General features: G+C 37.8%; 21 protein-coding genes. 14 read left to right on the top strand and 7 right to left on the bottom strand.

Features of this window, described 5'->3' with window-relative positions; translation table 11 throughout:
• The first annotated feature begins 43 nt into the window (after window positions 1–43).
• Complete coding sequence (locus tag IE056_RS13530) at window positions 44–2362, top strand: DUF349 domain-containing protein (protein WP_189605252.1); 2319 nt, start codon at window positions 44–46, stop codon at window positions 2360–2362.
• A gap of 207 nt (window positions 2363–2569) precedes the next feature.
• On the opposite strand, the gene mazG is transcribed toward IE056_RS13530, so the two are convergent.
• From mazG to ruvX, 4 genes are all read right to left on the bottom strand, one after another.
• Window positions 2570–3343 (bottom strand): nucleoside triphosphate pyrophosphohydrolase, encoded by a 774-nt coding sequence (mazG, locus tag IE056_RS13525; RefSeq protein WP_189605251.1) that lies wholly within the window; start codon window positions 3341–3343, stop codon window positions 2570–2572.
• A gap of 137 nt (window positions 3344–3480) precedes the next feature.
• Complete coding sequence (locus tag IE056_RS13520) at window positions 3481–3906, bottom strand: DUF5606 family protein (protein ID WP_189605250.1); 426 nt, start codon at window positions 3904–3906, stop codon at window positions 3481–3483.
• A 58-nt stretch (window positions 3907–3964) separates the two neighbouring features.
• Window positions 3965–4555: a peptide deformylase gene (def, locus tag IE056_RS13515; RefSeq protein ID WP_189605249.1), complete on the bottom strand. Its 591-nt coding sequence runs from the start codon at window positions 4553–4555 to the stop codon at window positions 3965–3967.
• Window positions 4556–4603: 48 nt separating this feature from the next.
• Window positions 4604–5017 (bottom strand): Holliday junction resolvase RuvX, encoded by a 414-nt coding sequence (gene ruvX, locus IE056_RS13510; protein ID WP_189605248.1) that lies wholly within the window; start codon window positions 5015–5017, stop codon window positions 4604–4606.
• 137 nt (window positions 5018–5154) lie between these two features.
• On the opposite strand from ruvX, the gene IE056_RS13505 reads away from it, so the two are divergent.
• Genes IE056_RS13505 through IE056_RS13485 form a run of 5 tightly spaced genes read left to right on the top strand, consistent with a single transcriptional unit; the run spans window position 5155 to window position 9570 of the window.
• Window positions 5155–5850: a DUF8692 domain-containing protein gene (locus tag IE056_RS13505; RefSeq protein WP_189605247.1), complete on the top strand. Its 696-nt coding sequence runs from the start codon at window positions 5155–5157 to the stop codon at window positions 5848–5850.
• Window positions 5851–5889: 39 nt separating this feature from the next.
• Window positions 5890–6705: a 2,3,4,5-tetrahydropyridine-2,6-dicarboxylate N-succinyltransferase gene (locus IE056_RS13500; protein ID WP_189605246.1), complete on the top strand. Its 816-nt coding sequence runs from the start codon at window positions 5890–5892 to the stop codon at window positions 6703–6705.
• A 52-nt stretch (window positions 6706–6757) separates the two neighbouring features.
• Window positions 6758–7855: a glycosyltransferase family 9 protein gene (locus tag IE056_RS13495; protein ID WP_189605245.1), complete on the top strand. Its 1098-nt coding sequence runs from the start codon at window positions 6758–6760 to the stop codon at window positions 7853–7855.
• Complete coding sequence (locus tag IE056_RS13490) at window positions 7852–8532, top strand: phosphocholine cytidylyltransferase family protein (protein WP_189605244.1); 681 nt, start codon at window positions 7852–7854, stop codon at window positions 8530–8532. The genes IE056_RS13495 and IE056_RS13490 overlap by 4 nt, the downstream gene beginning before the upstream one ends.
• Before the next feature lie 3 nt (window positions 8533–8535).
• The gene (locus IE056_RS13485; protein ID WP_189605243.1) at window positions 8536–9570 is read left to right on the top strand and encodes a CDP-glycerol glycerophosphotransferase family protein; all 1035 of its coding nucleotides are present in this window, start codon (window positions 8536–8538) and stop codon (window positions 9568–9570) included.
• Window position 9571: 1 nt separating this feature from the next.
• Here IE056_RS13485 and IE056_RS13480 read toward each other — a convergent pair whose 3' ends face one another.
• The gene (locus IE056_RS13480) at window positions 9572–10330 is read right to left on the bottom strand and encodes a lipopolysaccharide kinase InaA family protein (RefSeq protein WP_189605242.1); all 759 of its coding nucleotides are present in this window, start codon (window positions 10328–10330) and stop codon (window positions 9572–9574) included.
• 110 nt (window positions 10331–10440) lie between these two features.
• Between IE056_RS13480 and IE056_RS13475 the strand changes: the two genes are divergently transcribed.
• On the top strand, window positions 10441–11532 hold the full coding sequence (locus IE056_RS13475) for a glycosyltransferase (protein WP_189605241.1): 1092 nt from the start codon (window positions 10441–10443) through the stop codon (window positions 11530–11532).
• Between the two features lie 15 nt (window positions 11533–11547).
• Here the strand turns inward: IE056_RS13475 and IE056_RS13470 are convergent, their stop codons facing one another.
• Window positions 11548–12489, bottom strand: a complete 942-nt coding sequence (locus IE056_RS13470; protein ID WP_189605240.1) for a WaaS/CpsH family glycosyltransferase — start codon at window positions 12487–12489, stop codon at window positions 11548–11550.
• Window positions 12490–12647: 158 nt separating this feature from the next.
• Between IE056_RS13470 and IE056_RS13465 the strand changes: the two genes are divergently transcribed.
• From IE056_RS13465 to IE056_RS13435, 7 genes are all read left to right on the top strand, one after another.
• Complete coding sequence (locus tag IE056_RS13465) at window positions 12648–13730, top strand: glycosyltransferase family 4 protein (RefSeq protein ID WP_189605239.1); 1083 nt, start codon at window positions 12648–12650, stop codon at window positions 13728–13730.
• A gap of 158 nt (window positions 13731–13888) precedes the next feature.
• The gene (locus tag IE056_RS13460) at window positions 13889–15007 is read left to right on the top strand and encodes a glycosyltransferase family 4 protein (RefSeq protein WP_189605238.1); all 1119 of its coding nucleotides are present in this window, start codon (window positions 13889–13891) and stop codon (window positions 15005–15007) included.
• Window positions 14988–15557, top strand: a complete 570-nt coding sequence (locus IE056_RS13455) for an L-threonylcarbamoyladenylate synthase (RefSeq protein ID WP_189605237.1) — start codon at window positions 14988–14990, stop codon at window positions 15555–15557. The genes IE056_RS13460 and IE056_RS13455 overlap by 20 nt, the downstream gene beginning before the upstream one ends.
• 113 nt (window positions 15558–15670) lie before the next feature.
• A complete protein-coding gene (locus IE056_RS13450) occupies window positions 15671–17095 on the top strand; it encodes a CCA tRNA nucleotidyltransferase (protein ID WP_189605236.1) in 1425 nt (474 codons plus the stop codon).
• A gap of 39 nt (window positions 17096–17134) precedes the next feature.
• A complete protein-coding gene (locus IE056_RS13445; RefSeq protein ID WP_189605235.1) occupies window positions 17135–18148 on the top strand; it encodes a COX15/CtaA family protein in 1014 nt (337 codons plus the stop codon).
• Window positions 18149–18199: 51 nt separating this feature from the next.
• Window positions 18200–18709: an IS1096 element passenger TnpR family protein gene (locus IE056_RS13440; RefSeq protein ID WP_189605234.1), complete on the top strand. Its 510-nt coding sequence runs from the start codon at window positions 18200–18202 to the stop codon at window positions 18707–18709.
• Between the two features lie 169 nt (window positions 18710–18878).
• Window positions 18879–19937, top strand: coding sequence for a nucleoid-associated protein (locus IE056_RS13435; RefSeq protein ID WP_189605233.1), 1059 nt, complete (start codon window positions 18879–18881; stop codon window positions 19935–19937).
• Here the strand turns inward: IE056_RS13435 and IE056_RS13430 are convergent, their stop codons facing one another.
• A complete protein-coding gene (locus IE056_RS13430; protein WP_189605232.1) occupies window positions 19938–20999 on the bottom strand; it encodes a hypothetical protein in 1062 nt (353 codons plus the stop codon).
• Between the last annotated feature and the right edge of the window lie 65 nt (window positions 21000–21064).

Genomic DNA, 21064 nt, shown 5'->3' with positions numbered 1-21064 from the left:
TTTCACAACTATTACTGATTGAAGAAATTTAACATTGAAAGATATGTCTGATTACGAAAAAAAGCCAGAAAACAACCTCCCTCGAAATGAGCGCGAAAACTTTCCCAAAAAGGAAGAAAAGGAGAATACGGGAGCAACTCAACCGGCAGAAGATATTGTTGAAAAGCCTTCTGAAACTGAAGGAACAAAAGACGTGTCTTCAGAAGAAACAGAAGGATCTAAAGAAAGAAATATAGGTGATTCCCTGATAGATGAAGCTGATGCTACTTCCATAAGAGAATCCCAACGAGACCATTCCGCCGAAGCTGAGATGCACGAGAATGAAGAAAAATCCACTTCTCCTGAAAATGCTCCGAATAAACCTGAAACCTCTTCAGAAAAGAGCGAGGAAACCAGAAAATCATCGGAATCAAAACCTGCGGTAGATGAAGAAGATATGGGTCATGCCTATGTTGATGAGGCAAAAGCCGCAGAAAAAAGAGCGACAGAACGTGCTATTTCTCCCGAAGCAGAAATTGATGATGAGGATGATGAAGATACTCCGAAAGCAGATGCTACTTCAAAACCAAAAGATGCCCAAAGTGAGCTTGAGGATTCTGTAGCAGAAGAAAGTGAGGACGAAAGCGCCGGGGAACGTCATGGAATTGCCAGGAAAGATTATCATTCCATGAGCAAGGAACAGCTTGTAGACGAGCTGGAGAAGCTGGTGAAGAATGAGAAAGTGCAGGCAATTAAAGAGCACGTAGAAGAAATAAGAGCGGAATTTAACGCAAAATTTGACGAGGAAGTTGAGCAGAAGAAAGAAGATTTTCTTGCCGATGGTGGAAACATCATTGACTTCCACTACTCTACTCCTCTTAAAAAGCAGTTTAATTCGGTTTACTTCGATTATAAAGAGAAGCGAAATAAATACTATCAGCAACTCAAACAGGACCTCAACAAAAACCTGGAGAAACGGGTTGAGATTATTGAAGAACTAAAAGGTCTAATTGATGTTGAGGAAAACATCAACACAACCTACAATCACTTTAAAGAATTGCAGGAACGCTGGAGAACGGCAGGTGCGATCCCACGGGACAAATACAATACTGTTTGGAATACCTATCATCACCATGTAGAGAATTTCTATGACTTTTTGCACCTCAACAGGGAATTTCGTGATCTTGATTTCAAGCACAACCTGGAACAGAAATTAAAGATCATTTCCCGGGCCGAAGAACTTACCCAGGAAAAAGACACCAATCGTGCTTTCAGGGAATTACAGATGCTCCACAAAATGTGGAAAGAAGATCTGGGACCTGTAGAAAGGGAATACAGAGAAGATATTTGGCAGAAGTTTAGCGACGCGACCAAAAAGATCCACGACCAGCGACAGGAATATTTCGCCCAGCAGGAAAAAGAATACGAGAAGAACCTCGAAAAGAAAGAGGAGATCATTGAGAAAATAAGAGAGATTGCCGAAACGAAGTATTCCTCTCATAAACAATGGCAACAAAAAATTAAAGAAGTAGAAGCTCTTCGGGAAGAATTCTTCAACGCCGGAAAAGTGCCACGTGCTGTAAATGACAAAACCTGGAAGAAATTCAAGGAAGTAGTACGGAATTTTAACCGGAACAAGAATGGTTTTTACAAAGACCAGAAAAAAGAACAGTATGAAAACCTGGAGAAAAAACTGGAGTTAGTACAGATTGCTGAAGACAATAAGGACAGCGAAGACTTTAAAGCAACCACAGCGCTCATGAAGAAAATTCAGAGTGACTGGAAGAAGATTGGGCACGTTCCAAGAAAAGATTCAGATAAGATCTGGAAGAAGTTTAAAAACGCCTGTAACCATTATTTTGATCGTTTGCATGCCTCCAGAAATGAAGAAAACAAGGAAGAAACCGAAGCTTTTGATAAAAAGAAACAGCTCCTTGATTCTTTAAAGAGCATGGAATTTTCAGGAGATAGAAAAAAGGATCTTCCGGTGATCAAGAATTATATTGAAGAATGGAAAAATCATGGAAAGGTACCGCACAGTAAGCGGTATATTGAAGGAAAATTTAATAAAGCCCTTGATCAGGCTTTTGAAAAACTGGATATCGATAAAACCCAGACAGAGCTTCTTAAGTACGAGAATAAAGTACAGGCTTTAGAGGATGCAGATGATGACCGTAAAATCAACAACGAACATTACTTCCTGACGAAAAAAGTGGAAGAAACGAAAGCTGAAATTAGGCAGTTGGAAAATAACCTGCAGTTCTTTTCGAATGTGGATGATGACAATCCTTTAGTGAAGGAAGTGCATGAAAACATCCGGAAACATAAGGAGCAACTGGAGATCTGGAAAGAAAAACTTCAAAAGATAAAATCGCTGTATTAGACTTCAGATTCCATGTAATGTAAAACACGAAAGGTGCGGATTTTAATCTGCACCTTTTTTTATGCTTTATGGCAAGTGATTAATTTAGCCACAAATACACGAATGTTTTAAAATTTTCCTGGTCTTATTGAATAGCGTTTTCAAGTAGATCACGGAAGAAGCTGAACAAGTTAAGCTTGACGATATAAATTAACTTGCCTTGTATAATTACAACAACTTCGCCTCTTCCCAGAAAATGTCCATTTCGGCAAGGGTCATATCTTTCAGTTCTTTTTTCTGCTCTTTTGCTTTCTCCTCGAGATATTGAAATCGGGTAATAAATTTCTTATTGGTTCGCTCCAGGGCATTTTCAGGATTGATATTCAGGAAGCGGGCGTAATTGATCATGGAGAAGAGAACATCGCCAAATTCGGCTTCCATTTCGTCTGTATTTACCGCATCTACTTCCTGCTGAAATTCTTCGAGTTCTTCTTTCAGTTTTTCAATAACCTGCTGGGGCTTTTCCCAGTCAAACCCGACTCCGGCAACTTTCTCCTGGATCCTGCTCGCTTTCACCAAGGCAGGCAGAGAAGCAGGAACTCCTTCCAGAACGCTCTTTTTACCTTCCTTGAGTTTAAGGTTCTCCCAGTTTCTTTTTACATCTTCCTCATTCTCCACTTTAGTATCACTATATATATGGGGATGACGGCTAATCAATTTGTCACAGATACCGTTCGCAACATCGGCAATATCAAAATCGTTGGTTTCACTGCCTATTTTAGCGTAGAAAACAATGTGCAGCAAAAGATCCCCCAGTTCCTTTTTAACCTCATCAAGATCGTTCTCCAGGATAGCATCGCCAAGTTCATAAGTTTCCTCAATGGTAAGGTGTCGCAGAGACGTCATGGTTTGCTTACGATCCCACGGGCATTGTTCCCGCAGCTCATCCATTATAGTTAATAATCTGTCTATCGCCTTAAGTTGATCTTTTCTGGAATTCATGATATTTTTATCGATGTTTAAAACTGACTTTTCTGCAATTACAGCAACAAAAAAAAGCTGACTCTAAAGGTAATTAATTTCGTTTTGAAATCACGAAATCACCTTGAAAGTCAGCTTTTCTGAAAATATAAAAAATTCTATTCTTCTTCGTCTGATGGTTTTTCAGAACCCTTTGCAGTTCCGAAATCTGTTACACCTTTACTGACCAGCAAATTATACCACTGGATGATCTTTTTGATATCACTGATATAAACCCTGTCCACGTCGTAATCTGGCAGGATCTCGCTGAAATAATCTTCCAGCTTTTGCTTTGATTCTTTGTGGCTTATTGCCTCTCCTCCATCTTCTTTCTCCTTGATCTTTTGAAAGATCTCACGAAGCGGCACTTCTTCTGTATACGTATAAACAGCTATTTCACTCAGCAAACTCACATTATGGCGCATATTAACAGAAATCTTCTTTCCATCGAGCATTGATTCAGCAATGAATCCACCGCGGGTTTGAGCTTTTAATTCATACAGTCCGGGTTTTCCGGAAATTGACATTACTTTATCTAATTCCATAATATTTTTAAATTGTGGGTGGCAAATATCTCATCTATGCCCTAAAAAACAAAACTAATTAACGCCCTTTTTTTAATTCGGGGAAACGCATTCGGTAATCCACTGTAATCTTGCCTTTTGAAATACTGGAAAGTTTGCTTTTGATCAACCTTTTTTTAAGGCTGGAAAGTTTATCTGTAAATAAGATCCCTTCAATATGGTCATACTCATGCTGAATCACACGGGCAGCCAATCCTGAATATGTTTCGGTGTGTTTTTCGAAATCCTCATCATAATATTCAATAGTGATTTCAGGTTTTCTAAATACATCTTCCCTCACATCTGGTATACTAAGACAGCCTTCATTGAACGCCCACTCATCGCCTTCTTCTTTCAGGATCTTTGCGTTAATAAAAACCTTTTTCAGGTTTTTCAACTGTTCCTTTTCCTCCTCTTCCAGTTCCTCATCTTCGGCAAAAGGAGAGGTATCTATCATGAAAATCCTTATAGGAAGCCCCACTTGTGGAGCCGCGAGCCCTACACCATAAGCCTGGTACATGGTCTCCTTCATGTTTTCGATTAGTTCTTTAAGATTTGGATAATCTTTAGTGATCTCTTTTGCTTTTTTACGCAGTACGGGATCACCGTACGCTACTATTGGTAAAACCATTTCTATTGTATAATGTTTTTAATCAACCTTAAAAAATTTCAGCAACTTTTATCTTTTATTATATAAGTAAGATTGCAGAATTATGGTGGCACTAATTTCATCAACCAATGCCTTGTTCTGGCGCTTCTTCTTTTTAAGTCCGCTGTCAATCATGGTTTGGACTGCCATTTTAGAAGTAAAGCGTTCATCGACCCTCTTCAGTTCTTTCTCCGGAAATTTTTCTGAAAACTTATTCAGAAACTCCTGAATGCTGATTTCACTTTCTGATGCCGTATTATCCATTTGCTTTGGTTCTCCCACAAGAACCATTTCAACCTTCTCCTGAGAGAAATATTTTTCCAGAAAAGTCAAAAGATCGGCAGTAAGAACAGTGGTCAATCCTGAAGCAATAATCTGGAGTTCATCTGTCACCGCTATTCCGGTTCGTTTACTCCCAAAGTCTATTGCCAAAATCCTTGCCATTATTTATATTTTTTGCAAAGGTACGGCGATTGTCACAATATAAAAATTAATGAACTTAATCTGCTATTTGAAAATCTGCAAGTCCTATTTCTGCTATATTTATTTTAAATTTGCGGCAAAATCTACATCCATTTTTGATGAAGCACGATTTACCCCAAAAAGTTTTGGCCGGTATACTAATTGGTATTTTTATACTCCTCATATTACATCTTACTACCTTATTTCTGGCATATAATGGAGATATTCATTACAATGACTATATCTTTCAAAAAACAAATTTTGATGAAGAAAAGAATGCCCCTTCTGTTTTTTCCAGTCTTCTGCACTTAACGGCCTCTGTCTTACTTTTGAAAATAGGTTTTTCTCATCTTAAAGTTAAGAACCGACGCGGATTCTGGTGGTTTCTTAGTTTTCTTTTCTTGTTTTTGGCTTCCGATGAGTTACTCAGGATACATGAAATGGCAGGAAGAAGTTTATCATCTCATGTTGAAACTGCAGGAATCTTTCATTACAGCTGGGTCATTATATATGGGATTGGCATAATAATTATCGGACTCTTTTGTTTAAAGTTTCTACTGGAATTGCCGAAAAAGACATTAAAAAATTTCATAGTTTCCGGAGTCATTTTTATCTCAGGAGCATTGGTTATTGAAATGTTCACCGGCTGGTTAATTGTTCAAAAAGGAATGGAAGATGCACAAAAAATAATAATACCAGAGTTTTTCATTCTCTATACTATTGAAGAACTCCTGGAGATGTTGGGGATAACATATTTCATCTATTCCCTACTGGTCTTTTTACGCGATTATAAATCAAGGAAATCTTTGGAATAGAAGAAATAGATTCATTTATTTACTCTAATAAAATATTATATGGAACAAGTACAGCAAATCATTGAAAAAGCCTGGAACGACAGGGAATTACTAAAAGAAACAGAAACAACTGATGCCATAAGGAAAGTTATTACGCTTCTTGACGAGGGAAAATTAAGAGTTGCAGAACCCACTGCAGATGGCTGGCAGGTAAATGAATGGGTAAAGAAAGCAGTAGTACTTTATTTCCCTATTCAAAAAATGGAAACTCTGGAAGCAGGAATTTTTGAATATCACGATAAGATGCCTTTAAAAAGAGGCTATAAAGAAAAGGGAATCCGGGTGGTCCCAAACGCTGTTGCACGTCATGGCGCTTATATTTCCAGCGGAGTTATCCTTATGCCAAGTTATGTGAATATTGGTGCTTATGTTGACGAAGGAACCATGGTCGATACATGGGCCACAGTTGGAAGTTGTGCTCAAATTGGAAAAAACGTCCACCTTAGCGGCGGTGTTGGAATTGGCGGTGTATTAGAGCCTTTACAGGCAGCTCCTGTAATTATTGAAGATAATGCCTTTTTAGGATCAAGAAGTATTGTAGTAGAAGGTGTTAAAGTAGAGAAAGAAGCGGTACTGGGTGCAAATGTGGTATTAACTGCCTCTACCAAAATCATAGATGTCACTGGAGATGAACCTGTAGAGATGAAAGGGCTTGTACCTGCAAGATCTGTAGTAATTCCGGGAAGTTATACCAAGAAATTCCCCGCAGGAGAATACCAAGTGCCGTGTGCCTTAATTATTGGAAAACGAAAGGAAAGCACCAACAAAAAAACTTCTCTGAATGATGCGCTAAGGGAATATAATGTTGCAGTATAAAGAAGTTAGGTGTTATAATAAAAATCCCTCTTTTGGGAGGGGTACCATATAGATGAAGATACTTGTTATACAACAAAAGATGATTGGAGATGTACTTACCTCCTCCATTCTTTTTGAAGCCCTGCGAAAAAAGTATCCCGATGCCGAACTACATTATCTTATTTACACGCATACATTTCCTGTAGTGGAACACAATCCGTTTATTGATCGAATCCTATTGTTTGATCCCGTGGTGGATTTGAAACCAAATGGACTACTGCCGCTTTTAAAAAAAATCAAAAAAGAAAAATACGATCTGGTCATTGATGTGTATGCAAAAATAAACACCGCTATCATCTCCGCTTTTTCAGGAGCTACAAAACGGATTTCATACTATAAAAAATATACTTCAGGAGCTTATACCCACACCTTCGAATTATTAACATCCCCAAAAACCAGTGCAGGACTGGCGATAGAGAACAGAATGTTGCTCCTAACAGCTGTCGCAAAGGATTTCCCTGCAGAATTGAAACCTAAGCTATATCTTACCAAAGAGGAAATATCCTCAGCAAAGGCGCTGATGAAAAATGCAGGGATAGAGGTAGACAAACCGGTTTACATGATAGGTATCCTAGGAAGCTCTTCAGAAAAAACATATCCGTTAAAATACATGGCAGAAATCCTGAACAAAATAATTTCTTCAGTGCCTGCCGCTCAACTGCTTTTTAATTATATTCCATCTCAGGAAAAAGAAGCCAAAGAATTATACAATCTCTGCTCACCACAGACACAGCAGCATATTTTCTTTGAAACCTATGGCAGGAGCCTCAGGGAATTTATGGCAATAACAGCACAATGCGATGCTCTTATAGGAAATGAAGGTGGTGCCGTTAATATGGCAAAAGCATTAAATGTGCCTACCTTTTCTATTTTTTCACCCCAGATTAAAAAAGAAAACTGGAGTATCTATGAGAATGAAGCAGATCATGTTTCTGTACACCTTAAAGATTACCATCCTGAATTCCTAACAGCACTATCCAGGAAAACACTAACTAAAAAAGCAGCTCAATTTTATGAGCAGCTAAAACCAAATCTTATATTAGCAAAACTGAATACTTTTTTACAAACTAATTCCAGTGGCAAAATAGCTGAATTAAAACAAATACAATGAAAATAGTCATACTGGCAGCGGGAATAGGCTCCCGACTGGGCAATCCTTTTCCCAAACCTCTAACACCTTTAAAAGGAGGTAAAAGTATCATGGAAAAACAAATAGAAAACCTGTCCAAACATTTTAACGAGCAGGATATTTCTATAGTGGTAGGCTTTAAAAAAGACCTGATCATGGAACGTTTCCCAGACATGACATACATCTACAATCAATTTTTTGATGCTACCAATACTTCCAAAAGCTTATTGAAAGCACTAAAAAAACATAGAAATGAAGATGTTTTATGGCTTAATGGAGATGTCATTTTTGATGATGCACTACTGCCGGTCCTAAAAGAGGAAATTAAACATCAGAATTCTTTTGTTTCTGTAAACCATTCCAGGGTGGCTGAAGAAGAGGTGAAATACACCTTGAAAAATGGCTTTATTTCCGAACTTTCTAAATCAGTAGAAAACGGATTGGGAGAAGCGGTTGGCATAAATTATATTTCGGAAGATGATATGTCAGCCTTTATAGAGCAGCTTGAACTTTGTGATGAAAACGATTATTTCGAAAAGGGAATCGAGCTGGCAATTCAGCATAATGAATTGCGCATCAAAGCTGTAGACATTTCAGAATTTAGATGTATGGAAATAGATTTTAAAGAAGACCTTGAGGAGGCAAATAACTTATTCTAAATCATGAAATTTATCCTTTTTTGCCAGAATCCCTATGCATTTGGAATTTTAGAACCTATTATGCAGGTGCTAAAGGAGAAAAAGCATGAATATCTTTGGTTTATTACTAATAATTTATCTTCTAAATTCCCATACACTGCCGAACCTCATACCTCCAACATTGAAGATTTAAAAACATATCGCAGTGATGCCATTCTTTGCCCCGGAAATGAAGTTCCGTATTATTTACGCGGACTTAAAGTTCAGATCTTCCATGGCCTGGCCGGGGAGAAAAAAGGACATTTCAGGATAAGGCATTATTTTGATTTATATCTTACACAAGGACCTTACTTTACTAAGAAATTCCGTCAACTTCAGCAGAAATATAAAGACTTTGAAGTGATCGAAACAGGTTGGTCAAAATTGGATATTTACGGAAAAAATCTTCGTGAATATGAAAAAGAAAAGGAAGATCTACTTCAAGAGAAAAGCGCATCAAAAATAATATTATACGCTCCTACTTTTTCACCATCTCTTACCTCTGCCCCATTTCTCTTAGAAGAAATAAAGGGTCTTGCTGAAAATAAGGAATTTCTTATCCTGATTAAATTTCATGATTTGATGAATACCAAAGTCGTAGAAACTTATAGAACTCTGGCGAAAAATGTTGAAAATGTTGTAGTTGAAGAAGAGCCAAATATCGTTAAGTTTTTAATTATGGCAGATATTATGATCAGCGATACTTCTTCTGTGGTTTATGAATTCCTTCTGCTGGATAAACCTGTATTAACTTTTAGAAGCAGTTCTCAAACTATTCGATGGGATAATTCCCGGGAATATAAAGACCTTAAACAAAAAGTAGCAGAAAATCTAGAGCACGATCCCTATGCCGAACAACGTAGGGAAATAATTGCAGATTATCACCCATACAACGACGGCAAATCTTCTTTAAGAATGGTCAATGCAATTGAGGATTATATAGAAACGCATGGCGTACCAGAAAAAAGGAAGCTTTCGTTCCTTAGGAGGAGGAAAATAAATCGCTTGTTTAAGGAATAATTTAATTTTTCTTCCAGAACTTTAATTTCTTTTTAAGAATTTTTTTTCGTTGAAACCGGGCCTGAAAATCAGTAGTATAAAACCATAATTTTTCAAATACTTCAGCTTCCGGCTTTTTAAATAATTTCGCGTACTCATTTGCGATAATTACTATCATTTCTTTTTTGGGAGTAAGCCTGGAAAGGTTCTTCATTCGGGTATCAAAATCGAGAGACCTAAAATTCATTCGGTTGAGATCAACCAGGGAAAAAAGATAACCTTCGCCTTTTTTTTTAATTAAGGTATTTCCCGGGGAATGATCCAGAAATTCAACTTCTTTTTCATGAAGCATAAAACTGAATCTTGTAAACGCTCGCAGAATCTTCTCGTGGTCCGGAAAATCCGGCTGGTGGACCAATTCCCGAAATGTGAGATCACAGGTCATATGTTCACTGATATAATAACTTCTTCGGAATATAATCCCGCTCTTTTCTTCTGCGTAAGCAATGGGATAAGGAGTCCCTATACCCTTCAACAGTAAACGATGAGCATATTCGAATGATCGCTCCGCCTTGGATTTCCGAAGAAATCTGTAAACGATCTTATTTACCGCATTTGGAACTTTAAAGGATTTAATATTGATATCTTTTTCTTGTAGAGAAAAGATCCTTATTTGATTTCTTGTTCCTTTTCCGAACAATTGTCCTTGAGGGAAATTTTCTATAAAGGATGAGATTTCTGCTGTTGACGATTTAAATTTTTCCGATACTACTAATTTCATTAAGCAAAGCTACGATAAAGAAAGAATTTCTTCGAAAAGAGTCCTTAAAAAACTATTGCTTCAAACCACAGGATTTGAGAAAATAAATTTATTAAGCTTAATATTGCATTATGAAAATACTACATGTTTCAACTATTATTGAGTGGCGTGGTGGAGATAACCAGATGTTGACTACCTATAACATTCTTAAAAAATATCAGGACCTGCAACAGATAATTTTTTGTGCTAAAGATTCTGTTTTGGAACAAAAGTGCAGGGAACAAAAAATTTCATATTATTCGGCCTCGAGAAAATCAAAATATTCATTGAAGTTTTTGAGGGAACTAATAAATACTCTTAAAAAGGAAAAAATAGATATACTTCATGTACATGATTCAAAAGCCTTTACTCTTAGTTTACTGGCGATTAGGCTCTTTCCCAATCTAAAATTTATTTATTCACGGAAAAGGAATAATAAAGTAACTAAAAATTTTTTCAAAGTAAAGAAATACAATAGCTCCCGAATCGATAAGATTATCTGCGTATCCGAAGCGGTGAAGGATGTCTTAAAGCCTGTGCTGAAAGATCACCATAAAGTGCGGGTTATTTATGATGGGATAGATGTAGATTACCTTTCCGCTTCGAGCAATTCGGGCATATTGCACAGGGATTACAACATTCCGGAAGGAACAAAACTGATTGGCAATATAGCCGGTTTAACAAAACAAAAAGATCTTTTTACCTTTTTAGAAAGTGCCAGGCTTATAGAAGAAAGTTTTTCAGGAAAAATAAAATTCATCCTTGTAGGCCAGGGACCTCTCGAAAAGGAACTTAAACAACATGCAAATAAACTGGGACTGGCTAATGATATAATTTTTACTGGGTTTAGAAATGATGTGGCACAAATCTTACCAGAATTTGACCTTTTCATGATTTCTTCTGAAACAGAAGGCCTGCCCTTATCTGTTCTGGAGGCTTTTGCCTGTAAAGTGCCGGTGGTGGCAACTGCAGCGGGAGGCACAGGAGAAGCGGTGATCCATGAACATACAGGAATGATCTCTCCTGTTAAAGATGCTGCGTCTTTAGCAGAAAATGTGAAAAAGGTACTGGAAAATAATCAATTAAAGGATTTTATGGTCGCAAATGCTTTTGACCTGGTACATGAAAAATTCAGTCTGGAAGTTATGCAGAAGAATTACTACGAGCTTTATAAAAGTATTTAAAGAATTCTAACTGAATCAAATCCCCAGAACTTCCTGGATCCAGGCATCTCTCCTATATTTATCCTTTATTGATTTGGGAACAGGCACATACTCATTTCGTAAAAAACTTTTTATGACGACTGGGTTCTCCCTGTCTACAATTAGAATATTCTCAGGATTATAGAAATCATAATTCCTCACATCCTCATTTGTAGTAATGAGTTTTTTATCAAAACCCAGAGCTTCAAAAACTCTAAAACTAAGTCCTTCCTGATGCTCTTTTTGAACATCAAGAATAACATCAGATCTTTTCATTAATTGTAGAACCTCTTTGCAATCTACATATTCTGTGATTACCTTCAAATATTTAGAATCCAAAGCTTTGCCAGATTTTACGACAAAATTATATGGATACTCGAACTTTTCAAGTTGTCGCGCTACATCTACTATGATTTTTGACCGGGAATCATAGGAAGAAATATGAAATACCCCCTTTTCGTTGGCAAAATTATCGGGTTCATCTACCGGAATAAAATTAGTAATAAATTTTAATCCGAATTTTTTCACATCAGCTTTTTCAAAGCTATATACTTCATCAAAATACGCCAGAAGATTTTGTTTTTCCGGAATATTATTTATGGAGTCATAGTAATAAGAAATTACCTTCTTGGCCCTTGTTCTAAGAAAAGCTAAAACAGGTTCATCCAGCACATCGGGACGAACTACAAGAATAACATCTTGTTCAGGATTCTGTGACAGTCTATTTGAAAGAACCCGCATCCTATGTTCTCTTTTAAGATTTCGGTTCAATAAATTCTTTAAGAGAAAGTTCTTCCCTCTTTGCAGGACAGATGTATATTCGAATTTTATAGTGCTGATATCTATAAACTCTACAGTAACATTGGATCCTTCGGCAATCTTATCAACCAGAACATCAATATATCCGAATGTATATGGTGCTATTACAGTAATTTTCAAATTATCAATTTATATTAATATCGTTTTTACGCCATGATTTTTTGAAAGATAAAATAATCAACCGACTCTTACTATTTTCCAAATGATTTCCCCTTGAAATAAATATCGACAGGCATTGAATTACATTCTATTATATTTGCAGTTATATACCATGTTTTATGCCAGCTGAAAAGAGAATATTCCTAGAATCCCATAATATCAACAATTTATATTCCGGTTTCGGTCAGTTCAATTACTGGCTAATCAAAAACCTAACGGAGCATAACCAAAGTTTTCAATTTACAGCTTACGCGAAAAATAAATCTGTTTTTAAAGATTTTGGCGGAGACCTGAAATTTCAACGATATTATTCATTTAATCGCTACAAAACCTTCAGGTTAAGAAAAAAATATGATTTGTGGCATTCCCTTAATCAGAATTCGAAAATAGAACCTTATAGTAGTTCGATGCCTTACCTTATGACGCTTCATGATGTAATTTTCATGGAAAAAGATCCTATAGAAAAGGTTAGTAAAAAGAAAATTCAGCTATTAAAAGAAAAAATTAATAGATCCCAGACCATCATATTTATTTCTGAACATGCGAAAAGATCTGCCAATCATTTTTTTGAAATTTCGGAGGCAATTCCGCAGCCTGTGATCTATAATGGAAACCCCACAGTAGCACAACCCCCTGTCACCCCTCCCAAAGTAGATTTTGATCTTACAAAACCTTATCTTTTTTGTATCGGCCAATTCCTGGAAATGAAAAATTTTCATTCCTTGATTGGGATGCTTTCGCAATTGAATGATCTTCAACTTATCATTGCCGGTAACAAAGACAAACCTTACGGAGAAGTTGTTAAGCAGGAAATCAAGAAATATAAACTACAGGACCGCGTATTTCTGGCTGGAAAAATATCTGAAAAAGACAAACATTACTATTTTCAGAATTGTGAAGCGTTTGTATTTCCCTCACTTTTTGAAGGATTTGGTATGCCACCCATTGAAGCCATGGCATACGGCAAACCAGTTTTTCTTGCCAACCGAACCTCCCTTCCGGAAATTGGTGGTGAGTATGCGTTCTACTGGGATCAATTTGATGCCGATTATATGGTTGGTGTTTTCGAGGACGGAATGAATAAGTTCCAGAAAGAGAAAGATTTATATACAAACCACCTAAAGAAAAGAGCTGAAAGTTTTAACTGGGATAAGACAGCGAAGGAATATCTTCAGGTTTATGATACTTTGCTCATCAAATAGAACAGGCTATTAATTTTGGGACTCTATGAGACTTGTTCCACTTCAGTGAAATTTATTTTGGGAATTTTCTAACATCTAATGATCTTTCGTCGTAAAAATTTACCTTTACGCAATTATTAGTCAGCTTAAGCAGCCAACAAAAAACATGTTTTACCCCAATGAATATCCTTCACCTTTCTGCTGTTAAAAACTGGGGTGGTGGTGAAAATCACATCGAAAATCTTTGCCACGAGCTGGAGCAACTGTCTCCAACTGTCACAAATAATATTTTGTGCGTTAAAAATGGCCACTTCCAGAAGAAATTAAGCTCCGGAAAAATTGGAGTGGTTCCGGCAAGATTATCATTCAAATTAGACCCCCGCTATTTCCTGAAACTGATAAGGTTCTGTAAAAAAGAAAAGATCGATCTCATACATATTCATGATACCACTGCACTGGCGCTGGGAGTTATAGGAGATTATTTCTATGATCTACCTCCTTTTGTTTTCAGTAAAAAAACTTCTTTCCCCATCAAGAACAGAGAAAGCACATTACATAAATACAATTACTATAAAATAAAAAAAATTCTTTGTGTTTCTGAAGAAACTAAAAAGGTAACCTCTCTGGCCATAAAAGATTCGGCGAAGCTTGCCACTATTTATCATGGGACAAGACTTGAAAATAAATCTAAAAAAACCCCATTTTTACTAAGAGAGAAATTAGGTCTTAAACCGCAGCAAAAGATCATTGGGAATATTGCAAATCATATTCGTGCAAAAAGTCTCGAAAACTTCATTGATATTGCCCATACCATCATTAATGAGAATAAGAGGACAGATTTCACCTTTGTTCAAATAGGAAGTTTCACAAACAGGACAGAGGATCTGCAACGCAAAATTGCAAAACTAAATCTTCAGGACCATGTATTTTTACTCGGATTTCTGCCTGATGCTTCTAATTTTATTTCCCAGTTTGATATTTCTCTTGTTACTTCACAAAGTGAAGGGATCCCGGGATTTATATACGAGTCCTTTTTTCACAAAGTGCCCGTAATTAGTACAAGGGTGGGAGGCATTCCCGAAATTATCACAGATGGAGAAAATGGCTTGCTTGCTAACATGCATGACCACAAAAAATTGAGTGAACATATTCTATTTTTGTATGATAAGCCCCAGGTAATAAATCGATTTACTGATTTATCACATAAACTGCTCATCGAAAATTTCACGACTACAAAGATGGCGGAACAAACTTTACTTGAATATAAAAAAGTGCTGAATGGAAGATCTAAAAAATGAAATTGAAAATGCCCTGGCAGTTCTTAAAAAAGGAGGAGTGATCCTCTACCCTACCGATACGGTATGGGGAATTGGTTGTGACGCCACGAATGCCGAAGCAATAGACAGAGTCTACACCCTAAAGAAAAGAACCGAGGAAAAAGCATTGATCTGCCTTGTTTCGGATACAAGGATGCTGGAGCAGTTTATCGAAGAAGTACCCTCAGCAGCTTACGATATCCTTAACCATTCCAATAAACCCACCACCATAGTTTATGACAGACCAATAAGGGTAGCCGATAACCTGGTGGGTAGTGACGATACTCTTGGAGTAAGGGTTACAAAAGATAAATTCTGCGAAAAACTCATCCGAAAATTAAGGAAACCCCTCGTTTCCACCTCCGCAAATATTAGTGGTGAGGAAACACCACAATCTTTCTCTCAAATAAGTCCGGAAATTTTAAAAGGTGTGGACTATGTAGTAAATTTGCACCAGTCAAAAGTAACCGCAAAACCATCGGCCATTATTAAATTGGGGAACGATGGTACGGTAAAAATAATCCGGAAATAACGGCAGTTTTATATGGCCAATTAAACTCAAATGAGTTTTAAACCACGCAGGTTTTGAAAACCTGTGTGGTTAATGAGAGTCGCAATAGATTTCCGGAAGATAAATTAAATTAAGTGAAGAATTATAAAGAAGCCCTGAAGCATAAAATTTTTGATGTAATCTCCCTGGCCGGAAAGGACCTGGAACTGGAGAGTTATGTAATTGGAGGCTTCGTTAGGGATTTCATCCTCGATCGTGGGGAAGCAAAAGATATTGATGTTGTTGCCGTTGGCAGCGGAATTGAACTCGCCCGGCAGGTTTCAAAGAGATTATCTCATAATCCAAAAGTACAGGTTTTCAAAAATTACGGAACCGCCATGTTGCGGGCTTATGATCTTGAAATTGAATTTGTAGGAGCCCGCAGGGAAAGCTACAGCGAGGACAGTCGGAATCCGGTGGTGGAAAACGGAACTCTGGAAGATGATCAAAACCGCAGGGATTTCACGATAAATGCACTGGCTTTAAGCCTTAACAAAGAAACTTTCGGAGATCTTCTAGATCCGTTCAACGGACTCGAAGATTTACAAAACAAATTGATTCGTACACCTCTTGATCCAGATATCACCTATTCAGATGATCCGCTGCGAATGCTCAGAGCCATACGCTTTGCTTCCCAGCTGAACTTCAGGATCGAAAAGGCTTCCCTGGACGCCATCAGTAAAAATAATCACCGGATCAAGATCATATCCCGGGAGAGAATTGTGGAGGAGCTGAATAAGATCCTGCTTTCTCCAAAACCATCGATTGGTTTCAGCCTACTCCATAAAACCGGACTTTTAAAATTGATCTTACCTGAGTTGACTGCCCTGGAAGGAATTGATGAAATTGAAGGACAGCGGCATAAAGACAATTTTTGGCATACCTTGGAAGTGGTGGACAATATTTCGGAAAATACCGATGATCTATGGCTGCGATGGGCGGCCCTATTACATGATATTGGAAAGGCTCCCACGAAGAAATTCGATAAGAAAATAGGCTGGACCTTTCACGGGCATGAATTTGTAGGTGCAAAAATGGTATACAGACTTTTTAAGCGCCTTAGGATGCCACTCAATGAAAAAATGAAATTTGTTCAGAAAATGGTACTCATGAGTTCGCGGCCCATTGTGCTTTCTCAGGATATTGTAACAGATTCAGCTGTAAGAAGGCTCATTTTTGATGCGGGTGAAGACATTGAGGAGTTGATGACCTTATGTGAAGCAGATATTACCACGAAGAATCCGAGGCGATACAAAAAATACCACAACAACTTTAAGCTGGTACGCCAAAAGATGAAAGAAGTTGAGGAGCGAGACCACGTAAGGAATTTTCAGCCGCCGATTTCAGGAGAAGAGATCATGGAAACTTTTGGAATCAAACCTTCAAGGGAAATCGGGATGATAAAAGATGCCATTAAAGAAGCAATTCTGGAAGGGGAAATTCCGAATGAATATGATGCTGCCCGGGAGTTTATGCTTCAGAAGGGAAAAGAAATCGGATTAAAACCCGTTACTATATAATACAATTTACGCCACAGAAGGCTGACTTATTCTACTTCAATGAAAGACAATAAAAAGGTTGTGTACTGGCTGTTTACCGGCTGTTTCCTAATTTTTGTAATGGTTATTGTGGGCGGGATCACCCGATTAACGCATTCCGGATTATCGATCTCAGATTATAAATTGATCAGCGGAACTATTCCTCCGTTAAATGAAGAGGAATGGATCGCAGAATTTGAACATTACAAGCAATTCCCGGAGTATCAAAAATTACATTTCCATTTTGATCTTGAAGATTTCAAAGATATCTATTTCTGGGAATGGTTGCACAGGTTCATAGGGAGGTTTATTGGAATTGTTTTCATCATTCCGTTTTTGTACTTCCTGGTGACAAAGCAATTAAGCAGGTCAACAATAAAAAAATCTCTAGTGTTGCTCTTTTTAGGTGGTTTTCAGGGATTCCTGGGCTGGTACATGGTAAAAAGTGGACTCGTAGATATGCCCGCGGTTAGTCACTATCGCCTGGCGATGCACCTTACCACCGCATTTCTCACCTTTGCCTATGCTTTTTGGGTAGCCATGGACCTTATTTATCCCAGGCGAAAGGAAATCAATAAAAAATTCCGGAACATTATTGGAGTTGGTCTGGTCATCTTAATTATCCAGATCGTGTGGGGAGCATTTGTTGCCGGCCTTGATGCAGGTTGGATTCACAACACCTGGCCCACAATGAATGAAGAAAAATGGATCCATGAAACGGTTTATATTGAGCAAAATCCGGTGTGGAAGAATTTTGTAGAAGGAAAAAGTGGCGTTCAATTTGTCCACCGCTATATGGCATACATTGTAGTAGGCTTTATTTTCTACATCTGGTACAAATCCAGAAGTATGGCATTAAGGCTTCCCCAGCAAAAAGGGATCAATGCATTACTCATTTTGGTCTTTGTACAATTTATTTTAGGAGTTCTTACACTGATCTATGCCGTACCGGTTTGGCTGGGGGTCGCACACCAGGTAGGAGCATTTTTCCTGCTAACAGCGATGACATATACCTTGCACAGATTTAGCAGATAGTCCATATTTCTCATCTAAATTGGTATCTTTGCAATCCAAATTTTTACAATTATGCTTTACAGATTCAGAGTAATTCTTGATGCAGAGGAAGATGTGTTCCGGGATATAGAAATAATGTCTGATAACACCCTTGAGGATTTTCACAACACGATTTTCCAGTCGTTTGGTTTCGACGGAAATGAAATGGCTTCGTTTTACATCAGCGATGATGAATGGAACCAGGGTGAGGAAATCTCACAATTTGATATGGCCGAAGGCGGCAGCTCCATTCGCCTGATGGATGAAACTACGCTGGATGATGTAGTTTCTGAATCCCAGACCAAATTGCTCTATGTATATGATTTCCTGAGCATGTGGACCTTCATGGTGGAGTTGGCTGAAATTGCAGAGCCAGAACCAGGAATGGATTACCCTAACCTTATGTTTGTTCACGGGCAATTGCCCACCAGTGCGCCGGAAAAAGATTTCGTTGCAGAAGAAGACGAGGACCTCATTGGTTTTGATGATGATCTTGATATCGATGATTTCGATGACCTATCTTTTGACGAGAACTGGAACTAAATCCCGTCTCCACAATAGCTAAAAATGTTTATTTTTAGTTAATTACTTTTACAGCTTTTTCAATAAAACTATCCCGTAGTTTCATATAATTGCGCCTGTTCTTTTCCTGCCATTTATGAGAAGAGGAAAACAAGAACCTATATCCGAATATTAAAACCATAATCCTTATATGATCAACTTGTATAATGCCCAGATCGATTCCCTTTCCATTCACCGGGTGGGGAACAAAAGCAGAAATGAGAATATTTTTCTTTCTGCGCAACCTTTTCAGTTAAACGACGAGATCACTCCCCTCATCAAAGAATATTTCCTGAAATCTTTCAGGGAAAAAGAAGAAAACTACTTTCAGTTCACCAATGATGTAGACCTGGAATTTAATCCGCTTTACGAGATCGCCAACAAGATCTTTGACGATCCCAAAAACATTCATGAACAATCCAAAAAGATCACCACCTTGTTGTTTGAGCAGTCTGCCCATCCACACATCAAAAGTGGAGAAGTTTATGTGGTATATTTTGACAATGTAATGCTGGACAATGAAAAAACTTCTGCCATCGGCATATTTAAATCTGAATTAAAGCACGATTTCCTGCAGTTCCGGGAGAAGGAAACAATTCTGGAAATGATCGTGCAACAGGGAATAAACCTGAACAAGCTTGACAAAGGAGCGCTTATTTTCAATAAAAACCGGGCCGAAGGCTATAAGATCCTTTCAGTTGATTCCAATAAGTACGACACAAAATACTGGCTGGAAAATTTCATGGGGGTTGATGTGTTGGCCGATGAGAATTACAACACCAAGAAATATCTGAAGTTCTGCCAGAATTTCGCCAAGGACGTAGTTCTTCCTGCTGAAGATAAAAAAGAAGAGGTGATGTTCATGAACCGAAGCGTGGATTACTTCGCCAAAAATGATGATTTTGAAGAATCTGCATTTTTAAATTCAGTAATAGACAATCCGGATCTTATTCCCGAATTCCAAAACTATAAAACTGAAAAAGCACCGAAATACAAGATCGAGGACCTTACCAACTTCCCTATTTCAAATTCGGCCGTTACAGCAGCCCGTAAATCGATCAAAAACCATATAATTCTGGACACCAATATCCAGATCAAAATGGACTTCATCAACCCGGAATCTGCTGAAAAATATGTAGAGAAAGGCTGGGATGAAGAGCGCCAGATGTATTACTACCTGGTCTATTTTAATAAGGAGCAGAAGAGTTAATCACACCAACCGCTTCATGTTCACATCTTCATAATTGCGTTTTACAAAATCTAACGCGGTTCTGAGGATTTGACCCATGGAACGTGCTCTTTTAAATTTCATATCACTAGAAAACTCATAAAGCTCCTTCCGGAGCTTTTTTACATTAGCCTCGGTAGATATTTCATCGTTGAGAATACACCTCATCAATTCTTTATAACGGCTTTGGGCATTTATGATCCGTTTAGCCAGAAGAGAGCGTTCCTCTTTTCGGTACTGCTCTATGGAAGATTCCTGCAGTTTGTCGGCTACCAGTTTTACCATGGGGAAATTCTCCTTAAAAAACTGAGGCCGGTAAATCTTTAGATTACCTTCATACGATTGCTGATCAAAATCTATCGCCCGTATCTGGTACTCCACATGATCAAAATCGTGTGTTGGAATAATCACATAATTATAGGATCGCATATCTCCCAACAAACGAATAGTACAACGTTCATTAAATTTTACAAACTGCTTTGCTATCTGGGTTTTCGCCCGGTCATCACATTGCGGTAGCTCATCTTCTATAAAAACATCTCCGGGAATTCCGGCAATATGCTCTTCGATGAGAGTATCTCTGTACACAAGAAAGTTGATTCGGTGAGGGGAAAGTATATGTTCAAATTCCAATCCGTAAATACGGGAGGCATCTGCTTTTTTTACGTAAAAATAGGTGAAGCTATCATTCAGTACATTCCGGATTTTTACACGAAAAGGTTTAGAATTTCCGAAGGTACAGTAGTCAATGGCATCCACATTCAGGAATTCAAGAGAATCATCACTCCCGTCGGAATGCAGGATCGTATACACCTTTTTTAGACTTACATCTATATCATCCCTTTCATAATCGGGATAGTAACAGCGAACCCAAAAGGTATCTTCATCATGCTGATCGTATACCACAATAGATCCCGAAAATCGCAACAGATCATCATAAAAAACGGGAATTTTAATGTTTCGGTTATATTTTGCCAAATATTTATGAAACCGGTCATTGACAGGGAATGACGGTTTCTTTTTGGACATTAATTTTTCTTGCATACCCGTTGGTTTTCCTCAAAAATAACACTTCTTTTCTATTCGCCCTGTAACAAAACGTTAACTTG

Origin of the sequence: Salinimicrobium marinum (assembly GCF_014651535.1) — a bacterium.
GTDB classification, from domain to species: domain Bacteria; phylum Bacteroidota; class Bacteroidia; order Flavobacteriales; family Flavobacteriaceae; genus Salinimicrobium; species Salinimicrobium marinum.
Note: the sequence above shows the minus strand (reverse complement) of the source record. Positions and strands in the feature narration are given on the sequence as shown.

Bases quoted from the DNA above. Each gene is read 5' to 3' on its own strand.
- IE056_RS13530 (WP_189605252.1), top strand. From the start codon at position 44: ATGTCTGATTACGAAAAAAAGCCAGAAAACAACCTCCCTCGAAATGAG.
- mazG (WP_189605251.1), bottom strand. From the start codon at position 3,343: ATGAATTCCAGAAAAGATCAACTTAAGGCGATAGACAGATTATTAACT.
- IE056_RS13520 (WP_189605250.1), bottom strand. From the start codon at position 3,906: ATGGAATTAGATAAAGTAATGTCAATTTCCGGAAAACCCGGACTGTAT.
- def (WP_189605249.1), bottom strand. From the start codon at position 4,555: ATGGTTTTACCAATAGTAGCGTACGGTGATCCCGTACTGCGTAAAAAA.
- ruvX (WP_189605248.1), bottom strand. From the start codon at position 5,017: ATGGCAAGGATTTTGGCAATAGACTTTGGGAGTAAACGAACCGGAATA.
- IE056_RS13505 (WP_189605247.1), top strand. From the start codon at position 5,155: ATGAAGCACGATTTACCCCAAAAAGTTTTGGCCGGTATACTAATTGGT.
- IE056_RS13500 (WP_189605246.1), top strand. From the start codon at position 5,890: ATGGAACAAGTACAGCAAATCATTGAAAAAGCCTGGAACGACAGGGAA.
- IE056_RS13495 (WP_189605245.1), top strand. From the start codon at position 6,758: ATGAAGATACTTGTTATACAACAAAAGATGATTGGAGATGTACTTACC.
- IE056_RS13490 (WP_189605244.1), top strand. From the start codon at position 7,852: ATGAAAATAGTCATACTGGCAGCGGGAATAGGCTCCCGACTGGGCAAT.
- IE056_RS13485 (WP_189605243.1), top strand. From the start codon at position 8,536: ATGAAATTTATCCTTTTTTGCCAGAATCCCTATGCATTTGGAATTTTA.
- IE056_RS13480 (WP_189605242.1), bottom strand. From the start codon at position 10,330: ATGAAATTAGTAGTATCGGAAAAATTTAAATCGTCAACAGCAGAAATC.
- IE056_RS13475 (WP_189605241.1), top strand. From the start codon at position 10,441: ATGAAAATACTACATGTTTCAACTATTATTGAGTGGCGTGGTGGAGAT.
- IE056_RS13465 (WP_189605239.1), top strand. From the start codon at position 12,648: ATGCCAGCTGAAAAGAGAATATTCCTAGAATCCCATAATATCAACAAT.
- IE056_RS13460 (WP_189605238.1), top strand. From the start codon at position 13,889: ATGAATATCCTTCACCTTTCTGCTGTTAAAAACTGGGGTGGTGGTGAA.
- IE056_RS13455 (WP_189605237.1), top strand. From the start codon at position 14,988: ATGGAAGATCTAAAAAATGAAATTGAAAATGCCCTGGCAGTTCTTAAA.
- IE056_RS13445 (WP_189605235.1), top strand. From the start codon at position 17,135: ATGAAAGACAATAAAAAGGTTGTGTACTGGCTGTTTACCGGCTGTTTC.
- IE056_RS13440 (WP_189605234.1), top strand. From the start codon at position 18,200: ATGCTTTACAGATTCAGAGTAATTCTTGATGCAGAGGAAGATGTGTTC.
- IE056_RS13435 (WP_189605233.1), top strand. From the start codon at position 18,879: ATGATCAACTTGTATAATGCCCAGATCGATTCCCTTTCCATTCACCGG.
- IE056_RS13430 (WP_189605232.1), bottom strand. From the start codon at position 20,999: ATGCAAGAAAAATTAATGTCCAAAAAGAAACCGTCATTCCCTGTCAAT.